Source organism: Nocardia vaccinii NBRC 15922 (genome assembly GCF_001613305.1).
GTDB lineage: Bacteria > Actinomycetota > Actinomycetes > Mycobacteriales > Mycobacteriaceae > Nocardia > Nocardia vaccinii.
In genome coordinates this window covers 1-14,913 of the sequence record NZ_BDCC01000061.1, presented here as the reverse complement: position 1 = coordinate 14,913, position 14,913 = coordinate 1, and the positions used below count along the sequence as shown (strand labels likewise).

The window sequence follows — 14,913 nt, the reverse complement described above, 5'->3', positions numbered from 1 at the left end:
GCGCGATAGTGCCATACAAGGCACTGTAGTAGCGGCCCCGTTTCGCTCGGTTCGTATGTTCCTCCGAAGCGCCGGTGGCATCGTGTGGCCATAATGGGTTGCGTGAGTGTGGTCGTCATGGGGATTCCCGCCGTACGCCGCGGGCTGCCCCCGTCGGCGGGACGGCCCGATACTCCGCATCTCCTGGACAGATTCGGGCGAATCGCCCGCGACCTGCGGGTATCAATCACCGAGAAATGCTCGCTGCGCTGCACCTACTGCATGCCCGAGGAGGGTTTGCCCGCGATCCCGGGCGACGAACTGCTCTCGGCCGAGGAGATCGTGCGCGTGGTCACGCTCGCGGTGCGGGAGCTGGGCGTGCACGAGGTGCGCTTCACCGGCGGCGAACCGCTCATGCGCCGGGATCTGGAACAGATCCTCGCGGGCGCTCACGCGGCCGTGCCGCAGACGCCGCTGGCCATGACCACCAATGCCGTCGGGCTCGAACATCGGGCGGCCGCACTGGCGCGGGCGGGCCTGGGCAGGGTGAACGTCTCACTCGACACCGTCGACCGCGCCGCCTTCGCCCGGTTGACCCGCCGTGACCGGCTCGCCTCGGTGCTGGACGGAATTCGCGCCGCCCAGCGCGCGGGCCTGGCCCCGGTCAAGGTCAATGCGGTGCTGATGCGCGAAACCCTTTCCGGCGCACCGGATCTGCTGCAGTGGTGTCTGACCGAGGGATGTGAACTGCGGTTCATCGAGGAAATGCCGCTGGACGCCGATCACGAATGGGCGCGCGCGAATATGGTGACCGCCGCCGAACTGCTCGAGGTTCTGGGCCAACGGTTCACCCTGACCGCCGCCGGCCGCGAGGATCCGGCCGCGCCCGCCGAGACCTGGCTGGTCGACGGCGGCCCGGCCACCGTCGGCATCATCGCCTCGGTGACCAGGACGTTCTGCTCGGACTGCGATCGCACCCGGCTCACCGCCGACGGCAAGATCCGCTCCTGCCTGTTCAGCGACGAGGAATACGATCTACGAGCGCCGTTGCGCGAGGGTGCGACCGACGCGGAACTGGCCGAGCTGTGGCGCGGCGCGATGTGGAACAAATGGGCGGGACACGGTATCGACGCCGCCGATTTCGTGCCGCCGGAACGGACGATGGGAGCGATCGGTGGTTGAGGTCCGGTATTTCGCCGCGATCGCGGACGCGGTCGGCAAATCGAGCGAACATCTCGACCTCCCTGCCGAGGCCACCATCTCCGACCTGCGAAACACCCTCTCCCACGCCTACGGCCCCACCATCGACCCCATGCTGAAGGTCTGCGCCTTCCTCATCGGCGACGAACTGACCCGCGACGTCACCACTCGCCTCAGCCCCCGAGTGGACGTGCTGCCGCCCTTCGCTGGGGGATGAGATTCACCGGGTTCCGGACCAAATCGATCTCATCGGGTCCGGATGCCGCGGTTGCAGGCTTCAGTTCCCGTAACGCGGCAGACTACTCGGATCGAGGTCGAAGCCGAATGGCTCGGGCAACGGGATCGGGTCGTCGTAACTGCCGTCGAGATGGCCGTGATAATCGCCATTCCTGGGATGGCTGTACAAGTCCCATCGCCCGGTGCGTGGGTCCAGGACCAGCAGTGTTCGCACGCCCGCCGCACTGTACCAGCCGTTCTTGCGAATGATCTGCTGCGGCTTCTCACTTCGGGACAGCACTTCGACGGCCAAGTCGACATCCTGCGGATCGATCAGCCAGTCGTCGTCGTCACTCCAGCTTTCCGGCAGAACGACGAGATCAGGGGTGCAGTAGTCGTCGACGTCGCCCGGCATCGAAATCGATGAGACCTCGTAGGAAGCCAGACCAGTGGGCAGCCGTGGCTCTATCTGCCGACGAATCAGCAGTACCGTGCCAGCGTGTTTGCCACGTGGAGTCGGCGACATCACGAGAGTCCCTCCCAGAATTTCGACGCGTAGGCCCGTGCTTTCCTCGATTTGCTCGGCGACGGACCGGAGGTTGCCCGGACGAGGGTGCATGGCAGCGATACTCACCGAAGATCAACTCCTTGCGGACGACATGCGCTCACCATAGCTCAGGGGCCCGAGATGACCATGGTGTCGACGGGCGTATACGTAACTCCGGGCGATGAGGGTGCCGCCTTGGCCTACAGCGTCGCGTCCCGGCGTGTCGTAAACCGGTGCGAGACTGTGCTGTACGAGGATCTATTGCCACCAGGTATCGAAGGGGGTGGCGGGGACGGCGCGCTTGTGGCGGGTGTTTCGGAAGAGGGATTCGAGGCGGGTGGCCACCTCGGGGGTCACTTCGTGACCTTCGAGGTAGTCGTCGATCTCGGCGTATGTGACGCCCAAGGCCACCTCGTCGGGGAAGGCGGGGCGGTCGTCCTCGAGGTCGGCGGTCGGCACCTTCTCCCAGACGCTCGGGGGCGCGCCGAGCTCCTGGAGCAGGGCCGCGCCCTGACGTTTGGTGAGGCCGGTCAACGGTGTCAGGTCGACGCCGCCGTCGCCGTATTTGGTGAAGAATCCGGTCAGCGCCTCGGCCGCGTGGTCGGTGCCCACGACCAGCATGTTCAGCTGACCGGCGATCGCGTACTGGATGACCATGCGCTGGCGGGCCTTGATATTGCCGCGCACGAAATCGCGCAGGCGTGGTTCGTCGGTTCCGCTCGCGGACAGTTCACCCAGACCGTGTGCGGCTTCGGCGGCGACCGCGTCCGCGCCGGGTTTCACATTCACCTCGATCGAGCGATCGGGCTGGATGAACCGCAACGCGACCTGCGCATCCTCCTCGTCGGCCTGGACGCCGTAGGGCAGGCGCACCGCCACGAAGGTGGCCTCGTGCTCCTCCTCGCGCAGTTCCCGGACGGCCAGCTGACACAGCCGCCCGGTCAGCGTGGAGTCCTGGCCGCCGCTGATGCCGAGCACGAAACCCGTTGCGGGCGTGGAGCGCAGGTACGCCTTGAGGAAATCGATGCGCCGGCGCACCTCGACCTTCGGCTCGATGACCGGCTGAACACCCAATTCGGCGATGATGGCCTGGCGAAGATTACCCACGGCGGTCACTCTACCGAGGCGTCGGCGAGGACCCGGCGGACCAGCCGTTCCCAGTTGTCGGCGACCTGTTCGGTGGTGTATCCGAGCACCCGGATCTGGTGCAGGACCAGTGCGGCGTCCAGGGCGGCGATCAGGCTGTCGGCCAGCAGTGCGATGTCCCCGGCCGCGCCGGCCTCCCGGAGTAGCAGTGCGACATGGGATTTCATCACGTTGTACGGCGGACTGGAGTACCGGCTCGAATCGTCCGCGGCGCGGCGCATCTCGCCCTCGACCTCGATACCGGCCAATCGTGCGCGGCCGAAGGCGATCAGACGTTCCGCGGGCGGTGCGCCGGGACCCAGCGGCGGTGGTCCGAACATGTACGCGGCCTGCAGTTTTCGCTCGGACTGATCGAGCAGGGCCAGCATGAGACCCGAGCGGGTGCCGAAACGGCGGAAGACGGTACCCTTGCCCACGCCCGCACGCCGGGCGACCGCGTCCATCGTGACGCCGTCCGCGCCGAATTCCCGCACCAGTTGTTCGGCCGCGTCCAGCAGTAGTTGCCGGTTGCGGGCGGCGTCGCTGCGCTCGGCCGCGGTGGCGGTCATGGGCAGCAGGGCCAGCGCCTCCGGGGGCATCTCCAAGGCGACGGCTTCGATCGGCAGCCCTTTGGGACGGGCGTCACCGGGCTCGCGCGCGCACGGATCGTCGGCGGCTGTGTCGTAGTTCACGGGGTAGCCCCCCTAGGGACGGAATGAAAGCGGACCGTGGTCCGGTTATTCTACCGTGACAGCGGCGGTGACCGCCTCGGCAACTCAAGGAGTGATCATGTCCCAGACTCGTCTTCTCGCACTCGTCGGCAGCCTGCGCGCCGGATCGATCAACCGGCAGCTCGCCGAGGCGGCCGCGCAGACCGCCCCGGAGGGTGTGGAGGTCGTTATCGCCTCCGGCCTCGGCGACATTCCGTTCTACAACGAGGACATCGACGTACCCGGCAGCGTGCCCGCCGCCGCGACCGCCCTGCGCGATGCCGTCGCCGCCGCCGACGGACTGCTCGTATTCGTGCCCGAGTACAACGGCTCGATTCCGGCCGTGCTCAAGAATGCCGTGGACTGGGCCTCACGCCCCTACGGCGCCGGTTCCATCAAGGGCAAGCCCGCCGCGGTGGTGAGCGCGTCGATCAGCCAGAACGCCGCCAAGTGGTCGCACGGCGACACCGTCAAGGTGCTCGGCGTGGCGGGCGCCTCGGTGGTGGAGAGCGCGCATCTGCACTTCGGCGTCATCGGACAGCGTTTCGGCGAGGTGCACCCCCGCGACGACGCCGAGGCCCTGACCGAGCTCGCCGCCACGGTGCACGAGCTGGTCGAAGCGGTGAAGAACTCGGTCAACGCCTGACCGCGTGGCTCGCGAGGGCCGAATGCCGAGGTCTGCACACCGGCCCGCCCTGTCGGATTCGACGGGGCGGGCCTTGTTGTTTCCGGGGTCGGTGGGCCGGGAGGGGCACCTGTTACCTGTGGGAACGGTGTGTTAGCTGGGAAGAAGCTATGCGACGAAATCGTGATCTGCACCACAGTCGTGTCGAGTTGCGAATCGACTGTCCAGGTACTTACGCCGATCGAATTTCACCTTTGTGACTCGCAACATCTCGTGTTGTAGGATTCTGTCGGCCACTAGGTGTAGTGTCTGGGGAGCTGGAAGACGGTACGGCCGCAGGACCGTCCGGGGTCGTCCGACCTGGGGGCCGAGCCCACTTCCAGGGGTTTGCGCACGTGAGGTGAATCGCACTCGGCCCATGCATTGCATACGGATTCAAGGCTCAGGTTCAGGTTCGGTTCCAAGGCCCGATGAGAGAGGGACATATGACCATCACCGTCTACACCAAGCCCGCATGCGTCCAGTGCAACGCCACCTACCGCGCTCTCGACAAGGTCGGTATCGAATACGAGGTCGTCGACATCTCGGAGAACCCGGACGCCCGCGACTACGTGATGGCACTGGGTTATCTGCAGGCCCCGGTCGTCGTGGCCGGTGATGATCACTGGTCCGGATTCCGTCCGGATCGGATCAAGTCCCTGGCGGTCGCCGCGGCCTGATCCGCCGGTCGCCGTTTCCGGCGAGGGAGGTAGCAGGAAGGGAGTGCTCCAGATGGCCGAAACGCCGGATTCCCGCAAGCGTGGGGAAGCGCCCCGCGGGAACGCACCCCTGGTCTACTTCTCGAGTGCGTCGGAGAATACGCACCGATTCGTCGAACGGCTGGGCCTGCCCGCCGTTCGCATTCCGCTCCACACCGCCGATTCGCTTCGCGTCGACGAGCCCTACGTGCTGATCTGCCCCACCTACGGGGGAGGTCGGCACGTTCTGGGCGGCAACAGATCCGAGAAGGACTTCGTACCTCGTCAGGTGGCCAAGTTCCTGAACGATCCGCACAATCGTGCGCTGTTGCGCGGCGTCATCGCGGCCGGCAACACGAACTTCGGCGATACGTACTGCTATGCGGGAGAAGTGATCTCACGCAAATGCGGAGTCCCGTACCTGTATCGCTTCGAACTCATGGGAACTGCCGAGGACGTCGAACGCGTCCGAGAGGGATTGGGATTGTTTTGGCAACGACAACAGCACCTACCGGTAAGTCGGCCCGCCTAGAGCGTCCGGTCGCCGCGGATTCCGCATCCACCGAGGGCATGGATTACCACGCCCTCAACGCGATGCTGAATCTCTATGGTCCGAACGGGGAGATCCAATTCTCCGCGGACACCGCCGCCGCGAGGCAATACTTCCTGCAGCATGTCAACCAGAACACCGTCTTCTTCCACAACCTCGACGAGAAGCTCGACTACCTGGTCGAGGAGAACTACTACGAGTCCGAGGTGCTGGACAAGTACAGCCGGCCCTTCGTGAAGAAGCTCTTCCAGCAGGCCTATGCCAAGAAGTTCCGCTTTCCCACCTTTCTCGGCGCGTTCAAGTACTACACCTCCTACACTCTCAAGACCTTCGACGGAAAGCGCTACCTCGAACGCTTCGAGGATCGCGTCTGCATGGTCGCCCTCACCCTCGCCGACGGCGACGAGATCCTCGCGAAGCAGTTGGTCGAGGAGATCATCGACGGCCGCTTCCAGCCCGCCACCCCGACCTTCCTCAACTCCGGCAAGAAACAGCGCGGCGAGCCGGTCAGCTGTTTTCTGCTTCGCATCGAGGACAACATGGAGTCCATCGGGCGGTCGATCAACTCGGCGTTGCAGCTGTCCAAGCGGGGTGGCGGAGTTGCCTTGTTGCTCAGTAACATTCGGGAGCACGGCGCGCCGATCAAGAAGATCGAGAATCAGTCCTCGGGTGTCATTCCGATCATGAAGCTGCTGGAGGATTCGTTCTCCTATGCCAATCAGCTCGGGGCTCGGCAGGGGGCGGGGGCGGTGTATCTGCACGCGCACCACCCGGACATCTACCGGTTCCTGGATACCAAGCGGGAGAACGCGGACGAGAAGATCCGCATCAAGACCCTCTCGCTCGGCGTGGTGATCCCGGACATCACCTTCGAGCTGGCCAAGAAGAACGAGGACATGTACCTGTTCTCGCCGTACGACGTCGAACGCATCTATGGTGTGCCGTTCGCCGATATCAACGTCACCGAGAAGTATCACGAGATGGTCGACGACGGGCGCATCCGCAAGTCGAAGATCAACGCGCGGGAGTTCTTCCAGACCATCGCCGAGCTGCAGTTCGAATCCGGCTATCCGTACATCATGTACGAGGATACGGTCAACCGAGCTAATCCCATCGCAGGCAAGATCACCCACTCGAATCTGTGCTCGGAGATCCTGCAGGTCTCCACGCCGTCGGTGTTCAACGACGACCTGTCCTATGCCACTGTGGGCAAGGACATTTCGTGCAACCTCGGCTCGCTCAACATCGCCAAGGCCATGGACTCACCGGATTTCGGGCAGACCATCGAGGTGTCGATCCGGGCGTTGACCGCCGTCTCGGATCAGACCCACATCTATTCGGTGCCCTCGATCGAACAGGGCAACAACTCCTCGCACGCGATCGGCCTCGGGCAGATGAACCTGCACGGTTACCTGGCCCGCGAGCGGGTCCACTACGGCTCCGAGGAGGGTGTGGACTTCACGAACATCTACTTCTACACCGTCGCCTATCACGCGGTCCGGGCCTCGAACAAACTCGCCATCGAGCGCGGCGTCGCCTTCGGTGGATTCCCGGAGTCCAAGTACGCCAGCGGCGAGTACTTCGACAAGTACACCGAGCAGCCGTGGGAGCCGAAAACCGAACGCGTGCGGCAGATCTTCGCCGACGCCGGGGTGCGCATCCCGACCCAGGAGGACTGGCGCGAGCTGAAGGCCTCGGTCATGGCGCACGGTATCTACAACCAGAACCTGCAGGCCGTCCCGCCGACCGGCTCGATCTCCTACATCAACCACTCCACCAGCTCGATCCACCCGGTGGCTTCGAAGATCGAGATCCGCAAGGAAGGCAAGATCGGCCGCGTCTACTACCCGGCCCCCTACCTGACCAACGACAATCTCGACTACTTCGCCGACGCCTACGACATCGGCTACGAGAAGATCATCGACACCTACGCCGCGGCCACCCAGCACGTCGACCAGGGCCTGTCCCTGACCTTGTTCTTCAAGGACAGCGCCACCACCCGGGACGTCAACCGCGCCCAGATCTACGCCTGGCGCAAGGGAATCAAGACGCTCTACTACATCCGCATCCGCCAAATGGCTTTGGAGGGGACCGAGGTGGAGGGTTGCGTCAGCTGCATGTTGTAGCACTGCCGCACGGCGGGCGCCTCGGTTCCGGCCGAGGCGCCCGTTCGATCTCGGTCATTGCGTCTATTTCGGGTGTGCGGCAGTGGCCGGCGTCAACCGGACGACGCGCTCGGCTGGGTCGTGCGTACCGGTCGAAATGTTGTGGGGGAATGTCATCGTGCGCAAAACTACTGTCGCTCAACGGTTGGGCGTCGACTTCGGTCGTGTCATCCAAGGGGCCGCGGCCGAGCCCGGTGTCGCGGACACCGTATTTCTGTCCGGTGGTGTCGAGCAGGCGATGCTGACGCCGCCCAGCCCCGGCGCCTTCGAGGTGCTCGCGCGCATCGTGCCGCGTTTCGAGGGGACGTGGGTGATTTCGAAGTGTGGGCCGCGGGTCGAGCAGCGGACTCGGCAATGGCTCGATCACCATGATTTCTTCGGCCGCACCGGGATTCCACGCGAGAATCTGCGGTTCTGCCGCGCTCGGGCGGATAAGGCGATCCACTGTGCGGAGTTGGGGATCACGCATATGGTCGACGACCGGATCGACGTGCACACCGCGCTGCGGGGTCTGGTACCGCATCTGTTCTGGTTCGGAGCGCAGACCCGGCCTCCGCCGGAGTGGGTTCGTGCCACGCGTACCTGGCTCGATGTGGAGGCCGCGGTCATCGAGAGCTGCGCAGGATGAGCGGCGGGGCGATGCGATGGTCCGCCGGTCTGGCAAACTGTGAGCGCCTCGGCGGGGCCGGTGGGCGCACGCGAATTCGGTGTAGCGAAGCGTATTTCGTCGCGACCAGCGATCCCGATGTGGATCACCGCACAGTTGCGCGGATATCCGCAGGACGGTGGAGACACAAGGTGTTGTGTTGCGTAGCGCCGAGTTCCACTAGGAGTAGTGTTCCAGCGTATAATGTCAGGCGATGCGAAAGGGTGAGTGAGCAGGCGTGAAGCTGATCGATCGAGTGTCTGCGATCAACTGGAATCGGGTGCCCGATGAGAAGGATGCCGAGGTCTGGGACAGGCTCACCGGCAACTTCTGGTTGCCCGAGAAGGTTCCGGTGTCCAATGACATTCCCTCGTGGAATACGCTGACCGCGCATGAAAAGCAGCTCACCATGCGGGTTTTCACCGGCCTGACCCTCCTGGACACGATTCAGGGCACGGTCGGCGCGGTGAGTCTGATCCCGGACGCGCTCACCCCGCACGAGGAGGCGGTGTACACCAACATCGCGTTCATGGAGTCGGTGCACGCCAAGAGCTACAGCTCGATCTTCTCCACGCTCTGCTCGACCCGCGAGATCGACGACGCCTTCCGCTGGTCGGAGGAGAATCGCAATCTGCAGCGCAAGGCGGAGATCGTGCTGGACTACTACCGGGGCGACGAGCCGCTCAAGCGCAAGGTGGCCTCCACGCTGCTGGAGAGTTTCCTGTTCTACTCCGGTTTCTACCTGCCGATGTACTGGTCCTCGCGCGCCAAGCTCACCAACACCGCAGACCTGATCCGCCTGATCATCCGCGACGAGGCCGTGCACGGCTACTACATCGGCTACAAGTACCAGAAGGGCCTCGAGCAGCTCACCGAGCCCGAGCGCGAGGAACTCAAGAGCTACACCTTCGAGCTGCTGTTCGAGCTGTACGAGAACGAGGTCGAGTACACCCAGGATCTCTACGACGAGGTCGGCCTCACCGAGGACGTCAAGAAGTTCCTGCGCTACAACGCCAACAAGGCTCTGATGAACCTCGGTTACGAGGGCCTGTTCCCCAAGGACGAGACCGAGGTCAACCCGGCCATTCTCTCGGCGTTGTCGCCGAACGCCGACGAGAACCACGACTTCTTCTCCGGTTCGGGTTCCAGCTACGTTATCGGCAAGGCGGTCAACACCGAGGACGAGGACTGGGAGTTCTAGCTCGCAAGTATCGACGGCCCGACCCTGACGTGACGGCGGGCTGCCACGTCAGGCACGGCCTGCCGTGCACGGCCGCGACGGATCCCAGGTCAGCTCCGATGGTGGCGTGGTGTTGTCTGTCGGCTACCGGTCATGCCGTCGCACGGTGGATCGGCCGAGCGACCCTACGAAATGTCTCCGTGGCTCTCACAGGCTCGGATGCAGTACCGGTGGCGGCGAGGGCATGGCCTTTGAACACCTGTGCTGCCCTACTGAGTCGATGCCGCGTCGGGTAGAACGTGTCCGCTACTTCGTAGGGCCAGACTTCGGAGGGCCATCGGGCGCCCCACAGTCTGATGTCTACCCCGCGGCTCTCGATGAGCCGTAGCGCCCTGCGGCGGACATCATCGTCGGATCGGTAGAGTTCCGCATCGACTGCAATCTCATGCGGGAACGGGCGGCGCACGGGTGCGGTCAACCCGGCAGTCAGATCGACCGCTCGGACACCGAGCACCTCGAGCGCGCGAGAATCGGTGTGGTCCATGACGAGTACGGTCACGTCCCAGCCGGCCATCGTGCGGTCGAAAAGCCAGCCGCCCGCGTGTCGAATCAGTTCCACTCGACTCTGTGCGACCACCACCAACCGACGTCTCAGGGAGTGCCTTCGGGCGTACTCGGTAGATACGGCGAGTGTCTGCGTTCCGGAGTGGTGTGGACCGCCGCCGATGACCCGGGTGGCGGCCATCGGGTGCGCATCCGACTCACAGGGCGCGCTCCTTTCGAGCGTGCCCGAGGACTTGGGTGATATTGCCGTGAAAGCGAACGTCGAGCGTTCTCGCTGAGGAGGCATCTTTCCTCTTCGAGTGCAGATTCCAATAATCAATCAAACGATAGATTACTTCCTTGACTGTGACAAGCCTCTCATTGACGAACGCTTGGGTCTCGAATCATTTCGCGATGCGAAGCGTGACAGCGTGAGGCCGGATGGGGTCCGTGGATCGGGTCTTGCGAACTACTCCAGTTTCGCGTGATCGAACAGCGTGCCCTGGATGAGCATCTTCAACGCGCGCATCGTGTCGCGATACTGCTCAGGCGGTGCTGTGGCCATGTGGTCGTATAGGCCCTGCATGGCTGCGTATATGGCGTTCGCGGCACTTTCGACGCCCATGTCCGGTGCGAGGGCGCCCGCCCTCTGGGCCTGGTCGACAATGTCTACGATCAGGCCGCGCAGTGTGCTGAAGATAGTGTCGCTGCGTTCGGCCAGATGTAGATTCTCCGGGCTCTCGACTCGGATCGCGCGGTCGAACGCAACTGCGTAAGGGTAGTCGCGCATGAGCCGGTCGCTCTCGTCGAAGACGGCCATGAGCTTGTCGATGACGCCGTCGGCCCGATCCGCCGCCGCCGACAACCGCGGAACCGCGACGTCCGCGAGTTCGAGGAACGCGGCCTTGACGAGTTCGAACTTATTCGGAAAGTAGTGGTACAGGCTCCCGCTGGTCATCTGTGCCATCCGGGCGATCTCGCGAATGGTCGCGCGCGAGTATCCGACCTCGGCCACGCAACGCATGGTGGCCGCGATGACTCGGTGTCGGGTCTCTTCGCCCTTGGCGCCGGCTGGACGCCCGAGCATCGACGGGACGGTAGACACGGCCTCCCTCTGTCTCGGCGGAGTTCTTTTCCCGCGGCCATCTTGTCGAGTATCCGAGGCTTCAGCCTTTCGCTGGAAATGCCGAGCGGTCGTCGCTGTTCTGGTCCGGGGAGCTGCATCGTCATGGTCATGCATCTGAGTCAATGATGGTAGTTGACTGGATATTCCGGGTGGAGCTGGGCTCATTCGCCGAGCCGAGCCCGACGTCGCGGCCCCGAGCGCATGTTGCGCTGACTACGGCGCTGGGAAGCATCGCCCGAACCGTGCGGCAGAGTTCGGGTGCATATGACCTGTGTCGACAATATCCGCTAAATAGTTGATTAGGTTGCCGCTGTCTACCGATGCGACTCCGACGGTCCTGGGGTCGAGTTTCGACGGCATTACCTGCGTGCATCTCCCATAAGGCCCTGCCGCAGTGGACGAGGGTGGATGCGCCCAGATCGGCGAAAATCTTTCGGGTATGTATAGTTGACTATGTCCGGTAGTTATCTGGGGGCCGTGTTGGCAAGCGAAGGAGAGGCGTGCGAGTGGCCGGAGATGCGTTCGCGCCCGATGGTCGCCGTGGTCGGTGAGATGCCGCAGACTGCCTCCATCGCCGGGATACCCGTGAAGCGAATGCTGAACAGGCGGTATGGCTTCATCGATTATCGAACGATGTTCCCGGCCTTCGGTGGATCAGCCGAACCACCGAGGGGATGAAGGCATTCATGGAAAAGCGTGCACCCGGTTGGGTACCTGAGGAATTCACCGGTAACGTGCACGGCCGCTGAGGTTCGCTGTTACGGGGGCCGCTCGGGGCAGGCGGTCCGGCTTACGGCGCACGGCTGCGGATGGATACGTAGACCGTTCTCGCCCAGTGATTTCGAGGAATCGATGGAGGAGCCGATGGACGAGACGATTCGTGCCAGGTCGGCATCGACGGGTGGTGTGGTAGCGGTCGATGAGTCGTGGCGGTCTCCGCATCGCCGCGCCGCCAAGGTTTCTCACGTTCTGGCGGCCGGTTTGCGTCGCCGGATACTCAGTGGTGAGCTGGAGCCAGGGCAGCGTCTGCCTTCGGAGGCCGAACTCACCGTCGCCTTCGAGGTCTCCAGAGAGACCCTGCGGGAAGCGTTGCGGATCTTGGAGTCGCAGTCGCTGATCGAGATCCGTCGCGGACGGGGCGGGGGAGCCGTGGTACGTCAGCCCGGTCTCGCCTCGGTCGCGGGGTACGTCGCGCTGTTGTTGCAGGTGCGGCGGGCGACGCTGGCCGATCTCGAGGAGGCCCGTTCGGTGGTCGAACCTCCTGCTGCCGAGCATCTCGCCGAAAAGTGCGGCGATGAAGGCCTGAACTATCTTGTGGCGCTGCACGAGACCGAACGTGCCGCGATCGGGGACGCGCTGTCGTTCGCGACGACGACGGCTGCGTTCGATCAAGCGGTTACCGAACTGTCCGGCAACACTTCCCTCGGCGTGATCGCTGGGGTTCTGCGCCACATCTACACCGCACAGGTGTACGCAGCGCTCGACACGTCCGATCGTGGCTCCGCGGAACGCGACGCGCGACGAGTGGTCGCCGCGCACAGCGGGTTTCTCGACGCAGCCAGGCGGCGTGACGGCGGTCTGGCGCGACAAGCATGGAGCGACTATCTGCACGTCGCCACCAGGCTGATGGTCAGCCGGAGTCGTAGCCGATGCCCCGTCGATGTCGTGCCCTTGTGGCGGGCTCAGGCTGATCAGGCTGGTCGCGAGAACGCGCAGCGGGCGGCGACGGTGGTGGCGACGGAGATCAGGTCTCGAATCGCTGACGGTCGGCTGCGTGATGGAGAGCGATTGCCCTCGCTTGCGCTGCTGAGCGAGGAGTTCGACATCTCCCGACCTACTCTGCGCGAGGCGCTGCGGATTCTGGAGATGGAGTTCCTGCTGGACCTGCGGCCCGGTGATCGCGGCGGCGCGCTGGTCAGATATCCGACGCCCAAGGTGGCTGCCCAGTTGGCGGGCACCGTCTTCGAGGCCCGTCAGACCACCCTTGCCGATTTTTCGCGTGCTGTGCGGATGATCGAGCCCGCCATGATGGAGATCGCAGCCGCCCGGGTCGGGGAAGATACGCTGACGGATTTGCGTGCGCTCGAGTCGGAACTGTTGACCTGCGTGGACGATACGCCCCAGTTCTACAAGACCTGGCAGCGCGCCGTCGCGCTGGCTTTCACGGCCACACGGAATCCTGCCCTTGCCGTCATCGCCCAGATGCTGCAGTGGGTGCGTGCCGGCACAGGGTCGGCACTGACCTCCGGGGTCAGTGCGCTGCCGGGGATCGGCACGGCGAACCGCAAGGCTCAGGCGATGTTCGTGGAACTCGTCGCCGCCTTCGCGGCCCATGACGCCGGCCGCGCGGGGCAAATATGGGCCGAGGGTTTGGCCGGCAACAGCGGCTTCTTCGAATCGTCGGATCTCGGTCGACGGCTCATGGTCGATCTCATCGAATGACGATGCGGCACTACCGCGTCCACAGATCCCGCCGGTTGCGGGAACCGGCTTGCCCTTTTTCGATCGTGGCCGGGCCGCGGTGGCGCCCACCGCGGCCCGGACTACGGACCGATATCTAGACGATGTCGCTGATGGGAGGTTCCGGCACCGCGACGGGTGCGACGATTTCCCCAGTGGGTTCGGCTCCGCCGGTGGCGGGGGTGCGGCCGTGGCGCATGATGACGGCGACCACGAGTGCGACCGTCGTGGCGGCGGTCATCGCCCAGAACCCGAGACTCCAGCCGCGATCGCCGAAGACCTGAGGGATGACCTGCGTGACCGAGTGCCCCATCACGTCGATGTGGGCTTTGATCGGGTTGTTGTTGAGCAGGGCGGTGGTGATGGCGATTCCGGTGCCCGAGCCGATGCTGGTGACGACGCCGAACATGCCGAGGCTGATGCCTTGTTGTTCCGGCGGAACAGCGTCGACCATGAGCAGGGGAGCGCAGGCGTAGAAGAATCCGAATCCGATCCCGGATACCGCGGCCAGCATGGCGAAGGTGGTCCAGCTGTAGGGGACCGTCGCGAAGCCGATACCCGCGCCGATCAGGACGATCAGCGAGATGATCGCCGGGATCCGGGCCCCGATGCGCCGAGCCAGCAGTCCGCCGAGCGGGCCGAATATCATGCCGACGCCGCCGGAGATGATGCCGATGTGCAGCGCGTATTGCAGCAGGGTGAAGCCGTTGCCGTAGGTGTACTGCGGATCGAGAACGATCTTGATCACCGATAACGGAAGCGTGACCCCGGTCATCTGGTGCGTCTGGGCGATGACGCCCTGCGCAACGGTAGTGTGCAGTTGCGCCGCGGAGGGAGTCTGGGTCATGTAGCCCAGGGCGTAGGTTTGCTCGGCGAGGATGAAGACTCCGAAGAACGCCATGATCAAGGTCAGCCCGACGCGGGGGTGCAGCAGCAGTTTGATGTCCATGATCGGTTGGCTGGCCCTGGTTTCCACGAGGAAGAACAGCCCCGTCAAAACCAGACCGCCGAGCAGCCAGCCGTAGCTGGTCGGTCTTCCCCAGCCCCAGTCCTGACCCTTGTCCAGATACAGCAGGATCAACGCGGCGCCGGCGGCGAGTAGTG

The 14,913-nt window shown here is 64.4% G+C and carries 14 protein-coding genes; 9 read left to right on the top strand and 5 right to left on the bottom strand.

Annotation, left to right across the window (positions count from 1 at the left end; all coding sequences use genetic code 11):
- Positions 1-102: 102 nt before the first annotated feature.
- Complete coding sequence (gene moaA, locus NV1_RS32225; RefSeq protein ID WP_067900334.1) at positions 103-1,161, top strand: GTP 3',8-cyclase MoaA; 1,059 nt, start codon at positions 103-105, stop codon at positions 1,159-1,161.
- Positions 1,154-1,396: a MoaD/ThiS family protein gene (locus NV1_RS32220; RefSeq protein WP_067900116.1), complete on the top strand. Its 243-nt coding sequence runs from the start codon at positions 1,154-1,156 to the stop codon at positions 1,394-1,396. Before moaA ends, NV1_RS32220 begins: the two co-directional genes overlap by 8 nt.
- Positions 1,397-1,456: 60 nt before the next feature.
- Here NV1_RS32220 and NV1_RS32215 read toward each other — a convergent pair whose 3' ends face one another.
- From NV1_RS32215 to NV1_RS32205, 3 genes are all read right to left on the bottom strand, one after another.
- Positions 1,457-2,014, bottom strand: a complete 558-nt coding sequence (locus NV1_RS32215) for a Uma2 family endonuclease (protein WP_067900113.1) — start codon at positions 2,012-2,014, stop codon at positions 1,457-1,459.
- Positions 2,015-2,200: 186 nt separating this feature from the next.
- The gene (nadE, locus tag NV1_RS32210; RefSeq protein ID WP_067900331.1) at positions 2,201-3,049 is read right to left on the bottom strand and encodes an NAD(+) synthase; all 849 of its coding nucleotides are present in this window, start codon (positions 3,047-3,049) and stop codon (positions 2,201-2,203) included.
- Between the two features lie 5 nt (positions 3,050-3,054).
- Complete coding sequence (locus NV1_RS32205) at positions 3,055-3,666, bottom strand: TetR/AcrR family transcriptional regulator (protein ID WP_067900328.1); 612 nt, start codon at positions 3,664-3,666, stop codon at positions 3,055-3,057.
- 190 nt (positions 3,667-3,856) lie between these two features.
- Between NV1_RS32205 and NV1_RS32200 the strand changes: the two genes are divergently transcribed.
- The 6 genes from NV1_RS32200 (at position 3,857) to nrdF (ending at position 9,701) form a co-directional block, all read left to right on the top strand.
- Positions 3,857-4,423 carry an NAD(P)H-dependent oxidoreductase gene (locus NV1_RS32200; RefSeq protein ID WP_067900325.1) on the top strand — a complete coding sequence of 189 codons (567 nt, stop codon included), beginning with the start codon at positions 3,857-3,859 and terminating at the stop codon, positions 4,421-4,423.
- Positions 4,424-4,887: 464 nt separating this feature from the next.
- Positions 4,888-5,121 carry a redoxin NrdH gene (locus tag NV1_RS32195; RefSeq protein WP_067900110.1) on the top strand — a complete coding sequence of 78 codons (234 nt, stop codon included), beginning with the start codon at positions 4,888-4,890 and terminating at the stop codon, positions 5,119-5,121.
- Positions 5,122-5,173: 52 nt separating this feature from the next.
- Entirely contained in the window at positions 5,174-5,671 is a 498-nt protein-coding gene (gene nrdI / locus NV1_RS32190) for a class Ib ribonucleoside-diphosphate reductase assembly flavoprotein NrdI (protein WP_067900107.1), read from the top strand.
- A gap of 38 nt (positions 5,672-5,709) precedes the next feature.
- Positions 5,710-7,815 (top strand): class 1b ribonucleoside-diphosphate reductase subunit alpha, encoded by a 2,106-nt coding sequence (nrdE, locus tag NV1_RS32185; protein ID WP_067900104.1) that lies wholly within the window; start codon positions 5,710-5,712, stop codon positions 7,813-7,815.
- Between the two features lie 157 nt (positions 7,816-7,972).
- Positions 7,973-8,482, top strand: coding sequence for a hypothetical protein (locus NV1_RS32180; protein ID WP_245714035.1), 510 nt, complete (start codon positions 7,973-7,975; stop codon positions 8,480-8,482).
- Positions 8,483-8,738: 256 nt separating this feature from the next.
- Entirely contained in the window at positions 8,739-9,701 is a 963-nt protein-coding gene (gene nrdF, locus NV1_RS32175) for a class 1b ribonucleoside-diphosphate reductase subunit beta (protein ID WP_067667289.1), read from the top strand.
- A 991-nt stretch (positions 9,702-10,692) separates the two neighbouring features.
- Here the strand turns inward: nrdF and NV1_RS32165 are convergent.
- The gene (locus NV1_RS32165; RefSeq protein ID WP_067900101.1) at positions 10,693-11,310 is read right to left on the bottom strand and encodes a TetR/AcrR family transcriptional regulator; all 618 of its coding nucleotides are present in this window, start codon (positions 11,308-11,310) and stop codon (positions 10,693-10,695) included.
- A gap of 903 nt (positions 11,311-12,213) precedes the next feature.
- Between NV1_RS32165 and NV1_RS32155 the strand changes: the two genes are divergently transcribed.
- Complete coding sequence (locus NV1_RS32155; RefSeq protein ID WP_067900316.1) at positions 12,214-13,791, top strand: FadR/GntR family transcriptional regulator; 1,578 nt, start codon at positions 12,214-12,216, stop codon at positions 13,789-13,791.
- A gap of 115 nt (positions 13,792-13,906) precedes the next feature.
- Here NV1_RS32155 and NV1_RS32150 read toward each other — a convergent pair.
- The coding region (locus tag NV1_RS32150) for an MFS transporter (protein ID WP_157117505.1) at positions 13,907-14,913 on the bottom strand (1,007 nt) is incomplete at its 5' end.

Excerpts from the sequence above, each read along its gene's own strand:
- NV1_RS32215 (WP_067900113.1), bottom strand. The coding sequence starts at position 2,014 with ATGCACCCTCGTCCGGGCAACCTCCGGTCCGTCGCCGAGCAAATCGAG.
- NV1_RS32205 (WP_067900328.1), bottom strand. The coding sequence starts at position 3,666 with ATGCCCCCGGAGGCGCTGGCCCTGCTGCCCATGACCGCCACCGCGGCC.
- NV1_RS32200 (WP_067900325.1), top strand. The coding sequence starts at position 3,857 with ATGTCCCAGACTCGTCTTCTCGCACTCGTCGGCAGCCTGCGCGCCGGA.
- NV1_RS32195 (WP_067900110.1), top strand. The coding sequence starts at position 4,888 with ATGACCATCACCGTCTACACCAAGCCCGCATGCGTCCAGTGCAACGCC.
- nrdI (WP_067900107.1), top strand. The coding sequence starts at position 5,174 with ATGGCCGAAACGCCGGATTCCCGCAAGCGTGGGGAAGCGCCCCGCGGG.
- nrdE (WP_067900104.1), top strand. The coding sequence starts at position 5,710 with ATGGATTACCACGCCCTCAACGCGATGCTGAATCTCTATGGTCCGAAC.
- NV1_RS32165 (WP_067900101.1), bottom strand. The coding sequence starts at position 11,310 with ATGCTCGGGCGTCCAGCCGGCGCCAAGGGCGAAGAGACCCGACACCGA.
- NV1_RS32155 (WP_067900316.1), top strand. The coding sequence starts at position 12,214 with ATGGACGAGACGATTCGTGCCAGGTCGGCATCGACGGGTGGTGTGGTA.